Origin of the sequence: Candidatus Enterococcus myersii, assembly GCF_017316025.1 — a bacterium.
Lineage (GTDB): Bacteria > Bacillota > Bacilli > Lactobacillales > Enterococcaceae > Enterococcus_C > Enterococcus_C montenegrensis.
Genome location: NZ_JAFLVT010000018.1, coordinates 71,184 through 90,218, shown reverse-complemented (window position 1 = coordinate 90,218; position 19,035 = coordinate 71,184). Strand labels below are relative to the sequence as shown.

The window sequence follows — 19,035 nt, the reverse complement described above, 5'->3', positions numbered from 1 at the left end:
ATGGAAGAGACAATCAGTTTGAAGGAAATATTTGACATCTTAAAGAAGCATGTCGCTGCAATATTGATTAGTATGTTCGCTGGCTTGGCTCTGGCAAGCGTGGCGACGTTTTTTATCATTACGCCGAAATACAATTCACAAGCCCAATTGATTGTTAAACTACCTCGAACAGATGCGACCAATGCCGGAGATGTCAATACGAACTTATTGATGATTAATACGTATAAAGATATGATTACTGGCGACTTGGTTATGAGCACTGTCAAAGATCGTCTGGAGTCAGAATATGATCTGGATAAAACTGTCAGTGAACTCAAAGGTGCCATCCAAGTCCAACAATCCCAGAATTCCCAAATGTTTTCCATCGTAGCAACCGATACAAAACCAGTGGATGCGGAACATATCGCCAACACCACAGCGAAAGTCTTCCAAGAAAATGCCAAAGATGTTTTGGATGTCGACAAGATTTCAATCATTTCAAATGCACAAGCCTCCATGACACCAGTCTCTCCCAACAACAAGCTGAACTTAGCAATCGGCTTGGTTCTAGGGATGATGGTAGGGGTTGGCTTGGCCTTCTTATTGGAACTGTTGGACCGTACCGTCAAAGATAGCCGGTTCGTAGCAGAAAATCTCGGCTTTACCATCCTTGGCTCAGTCCCACAAATGACAGATAAAGAGCTTAAGAAGACCACAAACTCAATCGCTGCAGTGCAAAATCAGGACAATTCCACAACCAAACAAGACAAAGCTCGTCGCAGTCGCTCACGAGTATAGGGAGATATCGATTATGGGAAAACGAAACAGTAAACATCATAGCCAACAAACCAGTGCCGTCAGTCTCATCACACTAGCAGACAAAACGTCACCAATCTCAGAACAGTACCGGACGATTCGGACCAATATCCAGTTTGCTTCAGCAGACAAAAAAATTCAGACCATCGTCGTGACTTCCTCTGGACCATCAGAGGGTAAATCCACGACTTCAGCGAATCTTGCCGTAGTTTTCGCTAGTTCCGGTCAACGTGTGCTTTTGGTGGATGCGGATATGCGTAAGCCAACGGTTCACAAAACATTTGGGTTAAGTAATGATACCGGTCTGAGCCTCGTCTTGAGTACCAATCAAAGCATCTTGGAAAATGCGCGCACAGTCGGAATCGAAAATCTGGCCATCTTACCAAGTGGTCCTAAGCCGCCAAACCCTTCTGAATTACTGGGCTCTGTACGTATGAACCAAGTCATTGAGGAAGCACGCCACCTGTATGATGTTGTTATTTTCGACATGCCACCCGTGGTCGCCGTGACGGACGCTCAGATTATGGCGTCAAAAGCTGACGGCACACTGCTAGTTGTTAGAGAAAACGTCACGCGAAAAGATGCATTAACCAATGCGAAAAATCTGTTGGAAATGGTGCAAGCGCGGGTATTAGGCGTGGTATACAATGGCACGCAAAATATGAAAGACCAAGGTTACTACTATTATTATGGTAACTAAGTTGAATTGATTTGAGGAGGAGATTGGATGATTGATCTTCATTGTCATATCTTACCGGGAGTAGATGATGGGGCAGATACGTTAGCTGATAGCATTGCCATGGCAGAAAAAGCCATCAGCCAAGGCATCACACATATCTTGTGTACCCCCCATCATAATAATGGAAAATATGTGAATCCGAAAGCTGCGGTCATCGATAAAGTGGCTGAGCTCCAGGCGGAACTCGACCGTCGTAACCTCCCTCTGACCCTACTGGAAGGGCAAGAGGTGCGGATTACGGGGGATTTAGTAGAAGAAATCCAACAAGATCAGATTTTGTCTACAGATTTAGCAGATACCTATCTTTTGATTGAATTTCCTACGATGGATGTCCCAGCCTATACAGAGCAACTTTTTTTCAAGCTGCGAAATATGGGAAAGGTGCCAGTCATCGTCCATCCGGAAAGAAATGCGAAGTTTCGTGAAGATCCCAATCGCCTGATTCCATACTTGGAGATGGGGTGCCTCGCGCAACTCACCGCTCCAAGCTACATAGGTGTCTTTGGTAAAGACATCCAAAAGACGGCAAAGCAGATGGTTGAGCATAACCTCGTTCAGATGATGGCGTCTGACGCTCATGGTATCAAAAAAAGAACGTTTGCAATGAAAGAAGCCTTTCGCCAAATCGGACATGACTTTGATGAAGAAAAAGTCAAAGCTATGGAACAAGTGGCGAAAGATTTGATAAATGGGGATGCGGTCACATACCCAGATTATACAGAAGCTAAGAAGAAACGGTTTGGATTATTTTAGTTGAGCTGACGATGTTACTTATAAAATTTTTTGGAAATAGAGAGATGAGAAAAACAGGAGGAGTATGAATGGTGATGACGGAAAACTTTTTTAATATCATGAAGGCGGATGATTTAAAAAAGCACTACCAAGATCAGTATTTTAAGTTGCAATGGGTCGATCAAGAAAAATTGAAAAGACAAAAAGGCTATGATTTTGTTAAACGAGGAATTGATGTTGTTGGCGGAACTGTTGGATTAGTTCTTGCTTCACCACTCATGGCATATGTAGCTTATAAAATTCGCCAAGAAGAACCTGGCTCACCAGTGGTTTTTGCCCAAACACGGGTCGGGCGCAATGGCAAATTGTTCACCATGTATAAATTTCGTTCTATGTGTATCGATGCTGAAGAAAAATTAGCAGAACTAATGGAACAAAATGAAATCGATGGTGCCATGTTTAAAATGAAAGACGATCCTCGAGTTACCAAAATTGGTAAAATGATTCGTCGCACCAGTTTAGACGAACTACCCCAACTCTTAAATGTCGTTAAAGGGGATATGAGTCTGATTGGTCCTCGACCACCTTTGGAAAGAGAAGTCGCTGAATACACTCCCCATGACATGCAACGGTTATTGGTAAAACCAGGTTGCTCAGGTTTATGGCAAGTCAGCGGACGAAATGAAGTTGGCTTTGAAGAAATGGTGGACTTCGATGTGGAGTACATTCAAAATCGTAGTACTTTGAATGATATCAAGATTATATTCAAAACTATTAAAGTAATGATTAAGCCGAATGGGGCATATTAAATTAGAAAAAAGGGATTGAATAGACGTAAATGAAAACTATTAAAATTGGCATTGCTACCCATAAAAGCTATCAAATGCCTAAAGATGAGATGTACTTACCTATCCAAAGTGGCGCTGCAATGCATCCTGAGGAATTGGGGTATGAAAAAGACAATACTGGTGAAAATATTTCTAGTAAAAATGCCAATTATTCAGAATTAACGGCTTTATATTGGTTATGGAAAAATGTATCTGCGGATTACAAAGGATTATCCCATTATCGCCGCCATTTTTCAAAAAATAAAAATGTTAGTATCTTTGCTCAAGGGACATTCACTGATGTTTTAGATCAACAAACATTAATGCAAAAATTGGACAAAGCCGACATTGTATTACCAAAAAAGCGAAATTACTACATTGAGTCAATTGAATCTCATTATAACCATACTCATTACCCACAAGACTTGGTCGTGACACGAGAAATTATTGAAGCTCTATATCCTGACTACCTAGCTTCTTATGATAAAATTTTACAACGAAAATCTGCTCATATGTTTAACATGTTTATTATGTCAGAAGAAAAATTTGATTCTTATTGTGAATGGATGTTTTCAATTTTATTCGCTTTAGAGGAAAAGCTAGATATTTCTGAATACAATAGTTTCCATGCACGAGTTTTTGGTCGAGTAAGTGAAATCTTGTTGGATGTTTGGATAGATAAAAATGGCTGTTCATACGAAGAAATTCCAGTGATTTTTATGGAAAAACGATCATGGCTAGAAAAAGGAACTAAATTTTTGAAGGCTAAACTACAAGTGAGTAGGTATTAAAACTTGTTTTTTAGAAAAAATATCATGAAGGAAATTAAATTGAAAAACCAAGAGAAGTTATGTGGAATTTTCTTTCAATTTACGAGAAATAAATGGGTAAAAAAAGATTATAAAATTAAGAACTATTGAATTTATCACATAATATGAATAAAACAAAAGCCTGAAAAAAACATAATAAAAATAGTTTGAAAGGGTAATTATGATTAGAAAATTACAGTTTATATTAAGCTTTTTGCTTGTTTTAGGATGTCAATCAGTCTATACGAAAATGACAACATTTCCTGGTGATATATTAATAACGATAACTTTTGTGCTAGTATTGATTTTTTTGATTGTAATTCAATCAGAAGAAATGAAAATGATATTTAATAAATCTATACTAAAAATTTTTTTGACTAATTGTATGTTTATGAATAGTCTAATAGTATTAATTTTTGTTTTGAATATTTTTTTCCCATATAGAAATATGAGTCAAATAGGAAATATCAAAGAAAGCCTTATGATATTAGGTTTACTAATAGTTATTTTTGATCTAATTTATATGTATTTCTTATTAAAAAAGAATAATAAATACTATTTTATTAAGGATATTATCAATGGTGTTTTTGTAATAAATGTTATTTCACTTTTTTTCTATATTCTAGGCCCAACGCTAAAAGTTTTGTCTCCAACAAAAATTGTTAATATTTTTTGGGGGGGAGCACAAAACATAGCATCCTTTTATAATGTGTTTTTTGTAGCTCAACCAGGAGCATATTCTTTATTGAGCCAGGGAAGAAATACCGGTATCTTTGTTGAAGGTCCAATGTATGCTTTTGTAATTGTGATAGCAATATTGTTCGAGTTGTTCTTATTTGAAGATAAAAAAAGATATAGATTAATGATTGGATTAATTGCGTTGATTACCACGTACTCAACTACGGGACTCATTGTAACAGCTCTCGGCATGTTTTTTTTAATTCTTAAAAATTTAAAAAAAGAAACCGGAGGTGTCAACCTTCCAATACTAGCTTTCACACCGATCATCTTCTTTTTCGCTTCTTTTTTTATTATAAAATTATTAAATGAGAAGATTAATATGGGAAACTCTGATGATATACGGATAAATAATTTTAGTAATGCTGTATATAGTTGGGGTTTGCGTCCGCTATTCGGATATGGTTTCAAAGCAGAAAAAGCTGGAATTCTTACAGGACATACCAGTGTTTTTTCACAAATTATACAAGATGGTGGACTGTTATTTCTTTTGTTTTATACAATTCCCTTCATTAGTTTTACTAAATATTCTTTGAAAAAAAAGAATTTTGAGAATGTCTTTTTTGTGTTGTGTTATCTATTGCTAATTTTTAATACTGTAATAACATATACTACAATATCAATTGCTATTCTAGCTTTCTTAACAGCAATTAAATTAACAGATGAGGGAGAGCTGTTAATTTAATAGTAAGCTTAGAATTATTTGGAGTTATATTTGCAAATGAAGCTGCTAAAAAAGGTTATTAAGTAAATAAAGAATATTGAAAAATGTGATTTTATTGTTGGAAACATTTAATCAGCAGAAGTGAAAAAGGTTCAATTTTATCAATATGGAGTGTATATGTTCTATGCAGCTAAAAAATCATTTGAAATTTTTCTTCTATAAAAGTATGCTTCTATTTACATTTTTGATAGATTAGTCTATCTGTTGGAGAAATTTTTGGGTCTACAGGATTAAGTTTATTATTATTTTGGTACAATATAGAAAGTAAATTAAAAGATATTGTTACATTTTATTTGGAATCAGCCTTATGGATAGTAGTAGTTTTATTTTTAGCAACATGAATTGATTATTCTAGATTTCAACTTTTGGATCCTACTGGTTTTGCTGCGGTATTTCAGGGAAGAATACCTATGCACTCTGTTCATTTTTCATTTTTTAGTGAATTTCCTATTTTTATTTTTGTTTCTTATGTTTTGCTTTTTGTTTCTATTTAAAAAAATTCTTATGTAAAAAAGAATATATTGTGGTATTGTTTTTTCTTTCGTTTATTATAACGACAACTTTTTATAGTACACATAATGAAATGATCTATTATTTCATTGTCCTGTATTTTGTGATTACAAGCTTCACAAAAGGAAAGTTAAAATATAACTAAAAAAATTATAATGTTATCATTTGGTATTGGAATAAAGGAGAAATTTATGACAGTAAGTATTATTATACCAGTCTATAACGTTGAAAGATACTTAACTAAATGTGTTAAAAGCCTTCGTAATCAGACATATAAAGACATAGAGATTATTCTAGTCAATGACGGATCTACAGATAAATCTGGTTATATTTGTGATACCTTAGCCTTACAAGATTCTAGAATAAGTGTCTATCATAAAAAGAACAGTGGTCAATCTGATGCTAGAAACTTGGGATTAGATAATGCTAATGGGGAGTGGATTACTTTTGTTGATTCTGATGACTATGTTACTCCAGATTATATAGAATTTTTATTGAATCTTGCTATAAAAAATCAAGCCGATATTTCTATAGCTACATATACCTATATAACTCCTAAAAGAAGAAAAGATCGAGGTACTGGAGAAATGGTAGTTATGAACGCTGAGACAACTATAAAACGTATGTTGTTAGATGATGGATTTGATATGGGAGTATGGGCAAAAATGTTCCGTAAGGAATTTTTTAATGAGCATAGATTTCCAAGTGGAAAAATTTTTGAAGATTCATTAATAACATATCAAATAGTTGCAAATTCATCGAAAATTGCATTTGGTTCAAAAAGCATCTATTTTTATGTCAATAGAGAGGATTCAACTGTAAACAGACAATTTACAGAAAAAAAATTAGATTTATTAGAGATGACAGATCAAGCAGCAGATTTTATTCTTCAAAGATATCCGTCTCTAAACTTATATACACAAAGAAGAATTTTGTGGTCTAGATTTAGTACTTTGAATCAAATTCTAACATCTAAAAATAGAGAAAATTATAAAAATATTAGCTTGGATTTAAAAAAGGATATTCTTTCTTATGATGAGTTAATCAGAAGTGAAGTTATTCCTCGAAGAGATAAAATAGCTTACAGAATTCTTAAATATTTAGGGTTAGATGGCTATAGGTATTGTTGGAATTTATACTTAAAAATTAATCGATAAAAAGAATGGATGGATTAGTAAATGAAGACAGCGACTGTAACTTTACACACTGCACATAATAATGGCTCATTCTTACAAGCCTATGCGCTGCAAAAAACTATTTATAAAATGGGATATCCAAATAAAATTATTAATTTTGTACCAACTGCTCAATATTCGTTGTATCAGAATATCATTTTTAAAGAATTATCATTAAAAGGATTGATAAAAGGTGCGTTGAATATCCCACATTATAATAAATTAACTAAAAGAAAGAATAGATTTAATAATGTGCTTGATAATTTAAATCTGACTGATAGGTTTGATGAGGAAAATAAATTTGCTGAAGTTTCTCAGGAATATGATTGCTTAATTGCTGGTAGTGACCAGATCTGGAATAATGCTTCTATGCCAGATTTTTCTAACATATACTTATTGCCAGTAAACCAACACAAAATTTCTTATGCTCCTAGTTTTGGTAAATCACTTACAAATCAATTTGGTTCGGATATTATTGAAAGTATTAAGAAATTTGAATACCTATCTGTTAGAGAACAATCAGTTAAAGTAGCTTTAGATAAATTGATTCCTGAAAAACGTATTCAAGTTGTTTTAGATCCAACATTCTTATTGGAAAAAAATGACTACAATGAATTATACAATAACGCTGATTGTAAATTTGATGGGGATTATATCTTTTTTTACTGTATCAAGGCGAGCAAAGAAGTGCTATCTACTGTTAAGAAAATTAGTGAGATGCTAAATTTACCTGTGGTAACAGTATTCACTGGCGTAAATACTTATAAATGTCAAATTTATGGGCAAAAAGTTGATTTTGAAGCAGGGCCATCGGAGTTTATAAAATATATTCATGATGCTAAATATGTAATATCAAATTCGTTTCACGGGATTGTTTTTTCAATAATCTACAATAAAATATTTTTTAGAATTGCAGATAATGATGGTGGGAAAATTAAAACTGATGAGAGATTGGACTCTATTTTATCACTATTAGAATTAACAAAACAAAATGTTATTGCAAATACTGAGATTCACTTAAATAAGAATATCGATTTTAAAGTTGCTAATGATAATTTAAAAAAATTAAAGACGGACTCTTTGGAGTGGCTGCAGACTTCTTTAGCTACTGTTCAAGAAGAGGTAAAAAAAACCCAAACTGAGTTGATAAAGAATGAAAAATAAAATTGCTAAAAACACCTTGTTTTTATATATCTTAACATTTTCAAATTATTTTTTAGGACTAATGTTGTTCCCATACCTTTCTCGTGTATTAAGTGTTGAAAAATTTGGTTTGGTAGGCTTTTCGATGTCATTTGTATTAATTTTTCAAATGATTGTAGAATATGGATTCAGCATTTCAGGTACGGCACAAATTGCAAAGTATCAGTCGGATTTTGGCAAAATAAATGAGGCTGTTACAACTGTTACTTTTGCTAAAATATTTCTATCAATAATATCATTATTTCTGTTTTTATTTAGTGCTGTTTTTATTAAAATGATTAGAGAAAATTTTCTGTTTGTGGGGCTCTTTATTTTAGATTCCTTTATTAAAGCTTTATTACCAGATTTTTATTTTAGAGGAATAGAAGAAATGAAAACTATAACAATAAGAGCTGTCATTGCAAAGTCATTATGTATAGGGTTGGTGCTATTTCTAGTATCTGGTGATCAACAAGTAAATCTGGTTCCATTATCTTATATAATAGGAGACCTTGCTGCTTTAATAATTACTGTAATAATGATGTTTAAAAAGGGTGTTAAGGTTACTTCTCTTAGTATTAAAAGTATAATTGAAATACTTCGTGAGGGGTTTCCGTACTTCTTATCAAGAGTTTCAGTGAGTATCAATAATTCGATAGGTACTTTTTTCTTGGGATTGAAATTTTCTCCATCGTCAATTGAGACAGGAATTCTATCCGGGATTACCAAAATAACTACTGCTGGAGATATGTTGTTGACACCAGTAAATGATAGTATTTATCCACATATGGTACGAAATAAAGATTACAAATTTTTGAAAAAAATTATCATTTTTGGTGGAATAATTTGGTTTTTAGGGTGTACTGTTATTTTTGTTTTTGCTGATTTTGTATGTAGCTTAGTTTTAGGACCAAACTATGCAGAAGCGGGTATATACTTAAGAATTTTAGTGGTGAATACCTTTTTTGGATTTTTCAGTTTGTTTTTGGGATACCCTGCCTTATCTCCAATTGGAAAGGCAAACTATGCTAATGCGGCATTACCATTTGCAACTATAGTAAATTTAGTTTGTTATTTCATACTATGGGCTACAAATAGTATTACATTGTTAAATGTTGTGATTGTTATGAGCGTTGTTAATTTATTGATGGCCATTTTTAGAGGTATTGCGTTATATAGAAATAGATACTTGATTTCAAAAAAATTAGGAGATTAGTCTAATAAGTGTGAGGGAGTTAAATTAAAAATGAATTATCTAGTAGTCGGATCAGGTCTTTTTGGAGCGATTTTTGCAAATGAGGCTGCGAAGAAGGGCCATCAGGTTAAGGTCATTGAAAAACGTGATCATATTGCCGGAAATATTTATACAAAAGAAGTAGAAGGCATTCAGTTCCATCAATATGGTGCCCATATCTTCCATACTTCAAATAAAGTAGTTTGGGATTATGTGAATCAATTTGCGGAGTTTAACCGTTATACTAATTCACCAATTGCTAATTATCATGGTGAAATTTACAATATGCCTTTCAATATGAACACTTTCAATAAGTTATGGGGTGTGGTAACTCCTGCTGAAGCCAAAGAGAAAATTGACGAGCAGCGGGCAGTTTTAGGCGGCAAAGAGCCAGAGAATTTGGAAGAACAAGCTATTTCTTTAGTGGGCATAGATATCTATAAGAAATTGATTAAAGATTATACTGAAAAACAATGGGGACGTTCTTGTACTGAATTACCAGCATTTATCATCAAACGTTTACCTGTACGGTTGACATATGATAACAATTATTTCAACGATAAATACCAAGGAATTCCAATTGGTGGTTATACACAAATCGTGGAAAAAATGTTGGATCATCCAAATATCAAAGTCCAACTAAACACTGATTTCTTTGATAATCGGGAACAATTTGAAGCAGAAGCTGACAAAATTGTCTACACTGGAATGATTGATCAATATTACGATTATAAATTCGGGCGTTTGGAATACCGTTCATTGAAATTTGAAAATGAAATCCTTGATGAAGAAAATTATCAAGGAAATGCGGTAGTCAATTATACTGATGCGGATCATGCTTATACACGGATTATCGAACATAAGCATTTTGAGTTTGGTACGCAAGAAAAAACCATTATTACTAAAGAATACCCTGCAGATTGGCATCCTGGTGATGAACCTTATTATCCAGTAAACGATGATAAAAATAACGGACTATACCAACACTATAAAGATCTTGCTGGCAAAGAAGGTAAAGTGATTTTTGGCGGCCGCTTGGGCATGTACAAATACTTTGATATGCACATGGTGATTGCTGAAGCGTTGAGTTTGACGAAAAAATATTTCTGATTAAGTAATTTGCAAGAAGTTAATTATAGGAGGAACAATGACAATGACTTCATTGAAATCTAGTGTAAAAAGAACTCTAGGACCTAAGAATGTGGCGTATTTAAAGTTTAAAGCGTCAAAATTTAGTTTATCAAAGCAATATCGATGGGATAAAAAAAAGTATTATGATAATTTTTCAAACGTCTTTTCATCTGATGAGAACCAATTAAATGCAAAAATTACTTTTCGGGCACATCAGTTAGAAAAAGGGCTAAGTCATCGTAAATTTAGAGCGGGATTTGGCAAAAATCCTCTTACAGAACTATCTGGATTTCTTAAAGAATATATTAATAAGGGATATTCAAAAGAAAACAAGGTTTACATAAATGCTCTAAGTTGTTTAAAGACCTATGCTGAAAAACACGAAAAGTTGGGGAAACAACTTCCCGAACACTATACAAATAATTTTAAATTTATTAAAAATGAGATTGCAAATTGTACTTCAAAAATTGGTGGTTTTGAAGAAGTTAATATTCAACAGAAATTAGATAATCAAAAGAAAGACTATAAAACGCTTTTTGAAAATCGTTTTGCAATAAGAGAGTATTCAGATGATCCAGTAGATATTAATAGGATTAAAGAAGTAATTGCAATCTCAATGAAAACACCTTCTGTATGTAATCGACAATCCTCTCGAATTCGAGTGATAACCGATGAAAAATTAATTGAACAAGCCTTAAATATACAAGCTGGTTTCAAAGGATATAAGCTACCGCCTTGTCTGCTACTGATAACAACGGATACGAGCGCTTTTATTGAAACAAAAGAAAGAAATCAAGTATATATCGATGGTGGGTTGTTTTCCATGTCAATATTGAATGGTTTGGAGTATGTGGGTTTAGCAGCATGCCCTCTTCATACAATGTTTAATATTAAAGACGAAATAAGTACAAGAAAAGTTTTAAACGTACCAGAAAATGAAAATTTAATTATGTATATTGCAGTTGGGAATTTTAATCAAGAAAATCTATATTGTAAATCATTTAGAAATGATCCAGAAAGTATAACAACATTTTTATAAGATGAACGTAGTTGTCAAAGGGAGAGAGTACAATGAAAAAAGTCCGTAAAGCAATCATCCCCGCAGCGGGGTTAGGTACACGGTTTTTACCAGCGACAAAAGCGATTGCCAAAGAAATGTTGCCAATTGTTGATAAGCCAACGATTCAATTTATCGTTGAAGAGGCGATTGCTTCTGGGATTGAAGATATTTTGGTGGTAACTGGTAAGGGCAAGCGACCGATTGAAGATCATTTTGATGCCAATTTGGCATTGGAACAAAACCTTGCAGAAAAGAATAAGACTGAGTTGTTGGCATTGGTCGAAGCGACGACTGCCATTAACTTGCATTTTATTCGTCAAAAACATCCGCTAGGCTTGGGACATGCAGTCTTGCAGGCGAAGGCTTTTGTGGGGGATGAACCTTTTATCGTGATGTTGGGAGATGACATCATGGAAGATAAGGTGCCTTTAACGAAACAGCTGATTGATGATTATGAACAAACTCAAGCATCGACTTTGGCTGTAATGAAGGTTCCCCATAACGAAACTTCTAAGTACGGGATCATCAATCCAAATAAGGAAGTTTCTAAGGGCTTGTATGATGTGAATTCTTTTGTGGAAAAACCAAAGCCTGAAGATGCACCTAGCGATTTAGCGATTATTGGTCGCTACTTATTGAAACCTGAAATCTTTGAAATTTTAGAAAATCAAACTCCTGGTGCCGGCAACGAAATTCAGTTGACGGATGCCATTGATAGTTTGAATAAGATTCAACGGGTTTTTGCCCATGAATTTACAGGCAAGCGTTATGATGTTGGGGATAAACTAGGCATGGTTGAAGCTAATGTGGAAATGGGTCTGAAACATCCTGAAATTGGTGAAGAATTGAAGGCTTATATTAAGCGTCTTGCGGCGACATTATAATAAAGAAATGATATGTTTGTTGATTTAATTATGAAAAATGACAGACTGCCATCGTTTACGAAGGGATATGAGTATGAATAAACGAATTGATACTATTGATATTTTAAAAGGAATTACTATAATACTTGTAGTGTTTGGTCATGCTGTTCAGGGGATTGTTGATAGTAATAATCTATCTCTGAATACAGATTTTTCTTCAATCTATATTACAAAAAAAGTAATTTATGGATTTCATATGCCAGTATTTTTTATTGTTAGTGGTTTCTTTCTTACTAAATGGTTGAAAAAGGATAAACCTACAGCTTTAAAAAAGAAAACTAAAAGATTGGTTTATCCGTATTTTGTTTGGTCATTTATTACAGCCTTATTTATGCAAATTGCATCTAAATTTACAAACAATGGGTTAGGTCTTATCGATTTTGTTAAATCACCAGTTATTCCCTTTTCGCAGTATTGGTTTTTGTACTTGCTATTTTTCTTTCATTTAGTTTATTTTGTTGTAGATATTTTTTTTAATAAGAAATCACTAAATGTTTTATTTTGTATTTCAATAGGTTTATTTTGTATAGGTCCTTTTTTACCTGATGTTTGGGTGATGTCTAATTTTACAAAATATTTTATCTTTTTCATGCTGGGATCTTATGTGCTACCTTACATTCAAAAAGAAAAAAAAGTAGGCGTAACAGCGCTACTTGGAATGATTTTATTATTTATAGTAGTTAACTATCTATATGTATCGGTTTTGGAAATGAAATATGTTAGATACTATTTATTTTTTATCACTTCGATTGTTGGATTTATTTTATCATTAAGTTTATCTATCTACATTTCACCAAAAATTTTCTAAATTGAAAGGTTTTATGATTTACTTGGGGAAAAATTCTATGCAGCTTTATGTTATGCATTTGATTCCATTAGCTGGTTTGCGCATTGTCTTATTAAAATTAATTCCATCAATAAACTTATGGGGATTATCTCTCCTTATTGCATTCCTATCTCTTATTATCTGTTTAATTGGGATAAAAATTATTAATAAGTTAAATCTTGAAAAAATATTGTTTTAAAAATAATAGTAGTTTTTATGTTAAAGATTCTTATCTAGAATGTAAATTTTATCGGAAAAATAGGGGGCTTAAAAAAAGATATTTGTTTTTTCCATATGTACCTACCATTAAAAGTTCAATTTACGTAGTAACAAAAGTCTTACCGAATTTTTGAGCAACTATCTAACATTCATCTCCAAGAAATGAGGGATCATTCATTGTCAACAGGGAAAAAAATCATTTTAGGAATCGTGGGACTAATTCTTGCAATCACATTGGTAGTAGTCGGACTTGGTGCCAAGGTTTACTTCGATGTCCGAGGGTCAGCGGATCAGACGTATGAATCTGTTAAACGTAACAATCCAGCCAAGCGGGAACAGGCAGTAGACTTGGAAGAACAAGATCCGTTTTCAGTCTTGTTACTTGGGATTGATACCGGTGATTTAGGTCGTACGGAACAAGGGCGTTCGGATACCATGATGGTAGCGACGGTCAACCCGAAAGAGAAGAAGACCACTATTGTCAGCATTGCCAGAGATACCTATGTGCCGATCGTGGGTCATGGGACAGATGATAAGATTAACCACGCCTATGCCTTTGGTGGGGCGGCGATGTCGATGGATACGGTGGAAAGTTATCTGGATATTCCGATTGATCATTATGTAGCTATTAACATGAAAGGCCTCAAGGAACTGGTAGATGCGGTAGGTGGCGTGGAGGTTTCCAATAGTGGTGAGTTCACTCAAAGTGGCTATACCTTCAAGCATGGCTTAAACACGTTGGATGGCGATAGGGCACTTGCCTTTTCCCGGATGCGTAAGGAAGATCCTCGAGGAGACTATGGTCGGCAAGAACGGCAGCGAGCCATCGTCGTCGGTGTCGTGAAGAAGCTGTTGTCGATGGATGGGATTACTAAGTATCAAGAAGTCTTAGAGGCGATGGAGTCCAATGTGACCACGGATATGCATTTTGCTGACATGAAGAAGATTGTCTTGAATTATCGGGATGCCTTTACCAATGTGAAGACAGAGCAGATGCAAGGAGAAGGCTTCATGCAAGACAATATCAGTTACCAACGGGTTTCCGAAGATGAGTTGCAACGGGTGCAAGACATCTTGAAAGGTGAGTTGGACCTTTAAGTACCAATAGTGATGAATGGCGTCCTGATGTGGGGCGCCATTTTTGTGAAAGGAAGTGGGTGACGTGAGAGTAATCAAGAGCGTGGTGGCGTTGCTAGTCGCGGTGGGCGTCAGTGGTCTGTTAATCCACTTTATTGCTCTGCCGGTTCTAGCGGGGTATCCTCGGATTGCCCAGACGATGGAGCGTTTTGCCTATACTGAATTGGTGTTAATCAGTTTTCTTGCATTGGTGATTTGGTTGTTTTACCTACAGTGGTCTTTAGGAAAATTATCCGTAGTTTATCTTTATCTATTTTTTAGTGTGTATTTGTTCTTATTGTTCGTCGTTTTATTCACCAAGGCTCCCCGTTATCAGGCCTTGATTCTGAATCCTATCGACTTTTTGATGGGTGGGAGGCTAAGCTGGCTTGAGGCACTACTAAATGTTTGCTACTTCATACCACTGGGACTTTTGTATGGGATGAAGGCTCGTTATCGGGAGTTTGTCATCGTAGCTCTCCTGACGATTGTGGGGATTGAGATGATACAGTTTGTGTTTTACCTTGGCACATTTGCGATAAGTGATATCTTCTTAAACTTTATCGGTTGCCTGCTAGGATATCATCTTTATCAACCATTGCATGAGCATTTTCAGGAGTAGGGAGTTATGTCAAGGGCAACTTAAAATTGTAGGTTCCTACATTTTAATGTTGCCGTTGACACTTATTTTGGTTAATTTCATGTTAGTAGTTGCTTATTGTGTGTTCTTTCAATTTATTTTGAGTTTATTTTGACTGGAGGAGTGAATGTGAAAAAACTTTTGTTAGGCTTGTTGGCAGTGTGTTTCTTAGGTGGCTGCTCTACCCAGGAGGAGCCCGAGGATGTGACCTATGACTGGACGCCACCTTTTGAAGATGTTAGTTGGGGGATGGGAGAAGATGAGGCTATGGAGGCCTTAGACTTGGATGTGGAAGAGGCGGCGCTGGATGTCACTCCCGAAAAATATCAGGTATTCTCTTTTACCAGTGCCATGGAGACGGAAGTGGGGATGGCTGCTCCGGACTTGGTCTTTGAGCCGGGCTTTGGCTTGATTGGCGTGACGTTGCGCTATATGCCGACAGAGGAGGAAGCTGCGGAGACTTTGACGAAGCTGGAAGCGGCCTATGGGAAAAGCGATGATGGCACGTGGTCGGGGACGAAGTTTGGCGACTTAGGTTTGTCCGAGGAGCAGGTTGCGGCCTTCAAGGAAGAAGACGAGGAAATCAGTGACAATGATTCGATTGTTACGATTCTATTGAATCAAGATAATCTAACGGATAATTACCAAGAATGCGTGTTTGAAGGAAAAGCAGCGGCAATACTCGAACACGTTCTACAAAACAATAACTAGATAATTTTTAAAAAATCTATTTATTGTTGCTAACTAAACTAATGTTCATTATGATTTTTTTTGAAGCGTATAGACAAATTTGTCTGTGCGCTATTTTTTTGAAAAAAATTCCGATTCTTCGAAAAATAGACCTGCCCAAATTGTATTAGTAGTGGAAAGAGGAAAGCAATGAGTTACAAAATCTTTGTTTGAACATGAGGAGGAAAGAATATGAAAGATTTATTGGATTTCCGCGTTGTACAAATCTTTGATAGCTTTTGTAAAACAGTCATTCGCAATGAAGCACGGAATATCAAAAAGCAATATGCCAGACTCCGAGAACGGCAAATTTCATTAACTGAATTACCAGAATCAGCTCTAGCATCTTTTCAAATCAACGATACTTCCATGGAGAATAGTGAGGTTTTTCTAGCTCTAGGTATGGAACTATTAGTCGCAAATCTCGATGTAGCAGAAGCAATTCACCAACTCTGCGAACCTAAACGAAAAATTATCTTACTTTATTATTTTGCTGGATTCAACGATCGTGAAATAGGGGAAATAATTGGGATGAGTGTTGGCGGTGTGTGGTACCAACGAAGGAAAGCTGAAGAAGAGTTAAGGAAGTATTTGGAGGAAAATAGCCATGAATAATGACACTAACAAGGCTATTTCTTCATTAAAAGTAGAGACAATTGTTTCGGCAGTTTCTGGGGAGCCAGTGGCAATCACAGAGGTTCTTCATCACTATCAGAAGTATATTATCAGACTTTCATTGCGAAATAACTATGAAGTTGGTTCTACATCGTCTGTTTATATTGATGAGTTTTTGCGTAGAAACTTGGAAACCAAACTAATTGAAAAAATCCTGACCTTTGATGTCAGTCGCTAGTAGTGCCTTCCTCTTTCCAATTTTCATTCTATGGAAGTTTTTTAGATTCATTTCTAGAAGATTATCATAGGCTGAAAAGCCATGTCCATTGAAAATTAAATATGAATCTATCAGTACGTTAGTTTTTTAATCTTACATTTTATTACGCCAGGAGGATCGAATGATCGGAGCGACAGAAATAGTGAAATGTAAAGATGAAAACTAGATAATGATACTTCCGTAACCAAATTGGCCCGCCATTACTGGGGGGAGGTGAGATTCCTATGTGCTTTGGCAGAGCAGCTGATAGATGAAAAACTACTATTTTTAAGACTTGATTTTTCTTATCTACGTCATTGCTTTATGATACCTAATTTTTGTTTAGAAATACTGGGAAGATTTTTTACGATAGAGAAGAGGTGAAGCAATTGGAATATCCTACTAATCAAAGAGTTCTTGAAACTGATTTTTATCCGTACTTGCAAAAGAAACTAGAAGAATACACAGATAGGCTACTTGCTATGGCGCAACTACCACTAGTACTTACTAATACTGATTTGAAACGTCTTTTTCAAATCAGTGATAGTACGTTAAATCGCTTGGTCAAACTTGGCGATTTTCCGTCTTGTTGGTATGGAATTCGAGGACACTACCTGCGAGACGATGTTTTAGAATGGATGAGGAAGAGTGATGCAGATGGCTTTCGTGAACAAATGCGACTACTTCGATCTTTATAGGTTACATCTTTTTATTAAGATGCGGTACAATGGAAGCATAGATAGAAAGATTTCCAAAGATTTTTCGCTTGTTGGGTTCCTTCGAAATAGGAGGAATCAATAAATGAAAACAAAAGATCGTTTTAAAAAACAAATTAGTTCTACTGGCAGAGTCACTTGGTATTTTCAAGCATTTCGAACAACAAGACGTGGTTTCAATTCAAAACAGGAAGCACAACTTGCTTATCTGGAAATGGAAAAGGAGCAACGACACAAGAAAAGGATTGTTGCAAGCAACGACAAGTTTAGCGTTGTAGGTGAAAAATGGTTTCAATATTACCGGTCCTTAAATGAACAAAAAGAATCGACCTATGATAAGCGAGCAGAACAACTGACTATCATCAATCGTTGGATTGGCAATAAACGACTCTGTGATTTATCATCAGATGAACTACAAGAGTTGGTTTTCAACTTGAAGGAACGAGGCCTCAACGGTACAGACCTAGGCTATGCTAAAAATAGTCTACAATCTCTGATTCAAGTCCTAAACATGGTTTTCAAGTACTGTCTCAAAAAGCAGTTAGTAAGTGAAAATCCAATGAAGACAGTCAGAATACCTAAGTATCAAGTAACCGTTCGGGATTTGAAAGAAGCTGTCAATAATGTGGAAGATAAGTTTTTGACGGTAGATGAGTTGAGGACGTTCTTGAACTATGGGATTGTCCATGAAGAATTACCTATGTCAGTTCTCTTTCATGTTCTATTCTATACAGGCTGCCGTGTTAGTGAGGCACTTGCTTTACAACCAGAAGATATTGATTTTCAAAGAAATGAAATTCTCTTCTATAAACAGACAGCGGTTAAAGGAAAGAGTAAAGATTTTCGTATTGAAACTACTAAGACAGTTAGTTCTGCTAGACGAGTGCCGGTAACACCATTGGCGATGGAAAAGCTAAAGCAATTGATTCGTGCTTTAGCTGAGATGAGAGGGCATCATCGCTTTATTGTGGATGAGACTTATTTATTTGTTTATCTCGATGCTAGTAAACGTGGGGTGCCTTATCGCAGGGAATATGTAAATGATCACGTTAAGCGGTGCGTGGAGCGGTCAGGGATTGGAAAGTCATTCCATACTCACTTAGCTCGCCACACAATGGCTAGTCTAGTAGCCGAGTATTGTAGTTGGGATGTCTTGAAGGATCGATTAGGTCATACGGACAAAACGACTTCAAAAATCTACCGTCATTTGACTAATAATGAAAAGGTAAAACCATTACTTGCATTTCGTTCTTTGGAAGACTAAAATACGGTGAAAACGCTGGTATTATAGGATTATTAAAGAGCCAATTTTTCATAAACTAGTCAAAGTGTAGTCAGA

Annotated in this window: 20 protein-coding genes; all 20 read left to right on the top strand. The window is 35.1% G+C overall.

Annotated features, from left to right (window positions below; translation table 11 throughout):
• The 20 genes from JZO76_RS11935 to JZO76_RS11840 all read left to right on the top strand — a co-directional run bounded on the left by JZO76_RS11935 (position 1) and on the right by JZO76_RS11840 (position 18,960).
• Complete coding sequence (locus tag JZO76_RS11935) at positions 1-777, top strand: YveK family protein (protein WP_206904794.1); 777 nt, start codon at positions 1-3, stop codon at positions 775-777.
• Between the two features lie 13 nt (positions 778-790).
• Positions 791-1,495, top strand: a complete 705-nt coding sequence (locus JZO76_RS11930; protein WP_206904792.1) for a CpsD/CapB family tyrosine-protein kinase — start codon at positions 791-793, stop codon at positions 1,493-1,495.
• A 27-nt stretch (positions 1,496-1,522) separates the two neighbouring features.
• Positions 1,523-2,287, top strand: a complete 765-nt coding sequence (locus JZO76_RS11925; protein ID WP_206904789.1) for a tyrosine-protein phosphatase — start codon at positions 1,523-1,525, stop codon at positions 2,285-2,287.
• Positions 2,288-2,385: 98 nt separating this feature from the next.
• On the top strand, positions 2,386-3,075 hold the full coding sequence (locus tag JZO76_RS11920; protein ID WP_206905321.1) for a sugar transferase: 690 nt from the start codon (positions 2,386-2,388) through the stop codon (positions 3,073-3,075).
• Positions 3,076-3,104: 29 nt separating this feature from the next.
• Positions 3,105-3,884: a DUF4422 domain-containing protein gene (locus JZO76_RS11915; protein WP_206904787.1), complete on the top strand. Its 780-nt coding sequence runs from the start codon at positions 3,105-3,107 to the stop codon at positions 3,882-3,884.
• Positions 3,885-4,083: 199 nt separating this feature from the next.
• Positions 4,084-5,325, top strand: a complete 1,242-nt coding sequence (locus JZO76_RS11910; protein WP_206904785.1) for a hypothetical protein — start codon at positions 4,084-4,086, stop codon at positions 5,323-5,325.
• Between the two features lie 740 nt (positions 5,326-6,065).
• On the top strand, positions 6,066-7,031 hold the full coding sequence (locus JZO76_RS11905; protein WP_206904784.1) for a glycosyltransferase family 2 protein: 966 nt from the start codon (positions 6,066-6,068) through the stop codon (positions 7,029-7,031).
• Positions 7,032-7,052: 21 nt separating this feature from the next.
• Entirely contained in the window at positions 7,053-8,213 is a 1,161-nt protein-coding gene (locus JZO76_RS11900) for a polysaccharide pyruvyl transferase family protein (protein WP_206904782.1), read from the top strand.
• On the top strand, positions 8,203-9,447 hold the full coding sequence (locus JZO76_RS11895) for an oligosaccharide flippase family protein (protein ID WP_206904780.1): 1,245 nt from the start codon (positions 8,203-8,205) through the stop codon (positions 9,445-9,447). Before JZO76_RS11900 ends, JZO76_RS11895 begins: the two co-directional genes overlap by 11 nt.
• A gap of 30 nt (positions 9,448-9,477) precedes the next feature.
• The gene (glf, locus tag JZO76_RS11890; RefSeq protein WP_206904765.1) at positions 9,478-10,575 is read left to right on the top strand and encodes a UDP-galactopyranose mutase; all 1,098 of its coding nucleotides are present in this window, start codon (positions 9,478-9,480) and stop codon (positions 10,573-10,575) included.
• A 43-nt stretch (positions 10,576-10,618) separates the two neighbouring features.
• Positions 10,619-11,635, top strand: a complete 1,017-nt coding sequence (locus tag JZO76_RS11885; RefSeq protein ID WP_206904757.1) for a nitroreductase family protein — start codon at positions 10,619-10,621, stop codon at positions 11,633-11,635.
• Positions 11,636-11,667: 32 nt separating this feature from the next.
• The gene (gene galU / locus JZO76_RS11880) at positions 11,668-12,540 is read left to right on the top strand and encodes a UTP--glucose-1-phosphate uridylyltransferase GalU (protein ID WP_206904750.1); all 873 of its coding nucleotides are present in this window, start codon (positions 11,668-11,670) and stop codon (positions 12,538-12,540) included.
• Between the two features lie 73 nt (positions 12,541-12,613).
• Positions 12,614-13,387 carry an acyltransferase family protein gene (locus tag JZO76_RS11875; protein ID WP_206904749.1) on the top strand — a complete coding sequence of 258 codons (774 nt, stop codon included), beginning with the start codon at positions 12,614-12,616 and terminating at the stop codon, positions 13,385-13,387.
• Between the two features lie 399 nt (positions 13,388-13,786).
• Positions 13,787-14,722 (top strand): LCP family protein, encoded by a 936-nt coding sequence (locus tag JZO76_RS11870; RefSeq protein WP_206904747.1) that lies wholly within the window; start codon positions 13,787-13,789, stop codon positions 14,720-14,722.
• A 64-nt stretch (positions 14,723-14,786) separates the two neighbouring features.
• Positions 14,787-15,362, top strand: a complete 576-nt coding sequence (locus JZO76_RS11865) for a VanZ family protein (protein WP_206904746.1) — start codon at positions 14,787-14,789, stop codon at positions 15,360-15,362.
• A 147-nt stretch (positions 15,363-15,509) separates the two neighbouring features.
• A complete protein-coding gene (locus JZO76_RS11860; protein WP_010721264.1) occupies positions 15,510-16,091 on the top strand; it encodes a hypothetical protein in 582 nt (193 codons plus the stop codon).
• A gap of 210 nt (positions 16,092-16,301) precedes the next feature.
• Positions 16,302-16,724 (top strand): RNA polymerase sigma factor, encoded by a 423-nt coding sequence (locus JZO76_RS11855; protein ID WP_010718184.1) that lies wholly within the window; start codon positions 16,302-16,304, stop codon positions 16,722-16,724.
• Complete coding sequence (locus tag JZO76_RS11850) at positions 16,717-16,962, top strand: helix-turn-helix domain-containing protein (RefSeq protein ID WP_010718183.1); 246 nt, start codon at positions 16,717-16,719, stop codon at positions 16,960-16,962. The genes JZO76_RS11855 and JZO76_RS11850 overlap by 8 nt, the downstream gene beginning before the upstream one ends.
• Positions 16,963-17,420: 458 nt before the next feature.
• On the top strand, positions 17,421-17,678 hold the full coding sequence (locus JZO76_RS11845) for a helix-turn-helix domain-containing protein (protein WP_370570052.1): 258 nt from the start codon (positions 17,421-17,423) through the stop codon (positions 17,676-17,678).
• Between the two features lie 103 nt (positions 17,679-17,781).
• On the top strand, positions 17,782-18,960 hold the full coding sequence (locus JZO76_RS11840; RefSeq protein WP_010718181.1) for a tyrosine-type recombinase/integrase: 1,179 nt from the start codon (positions 17,782-17,784) through the stop codon (positions 18,958-18,960).
• Positions 18,961-19,035 lie beyond the last annotated feature (75 nt).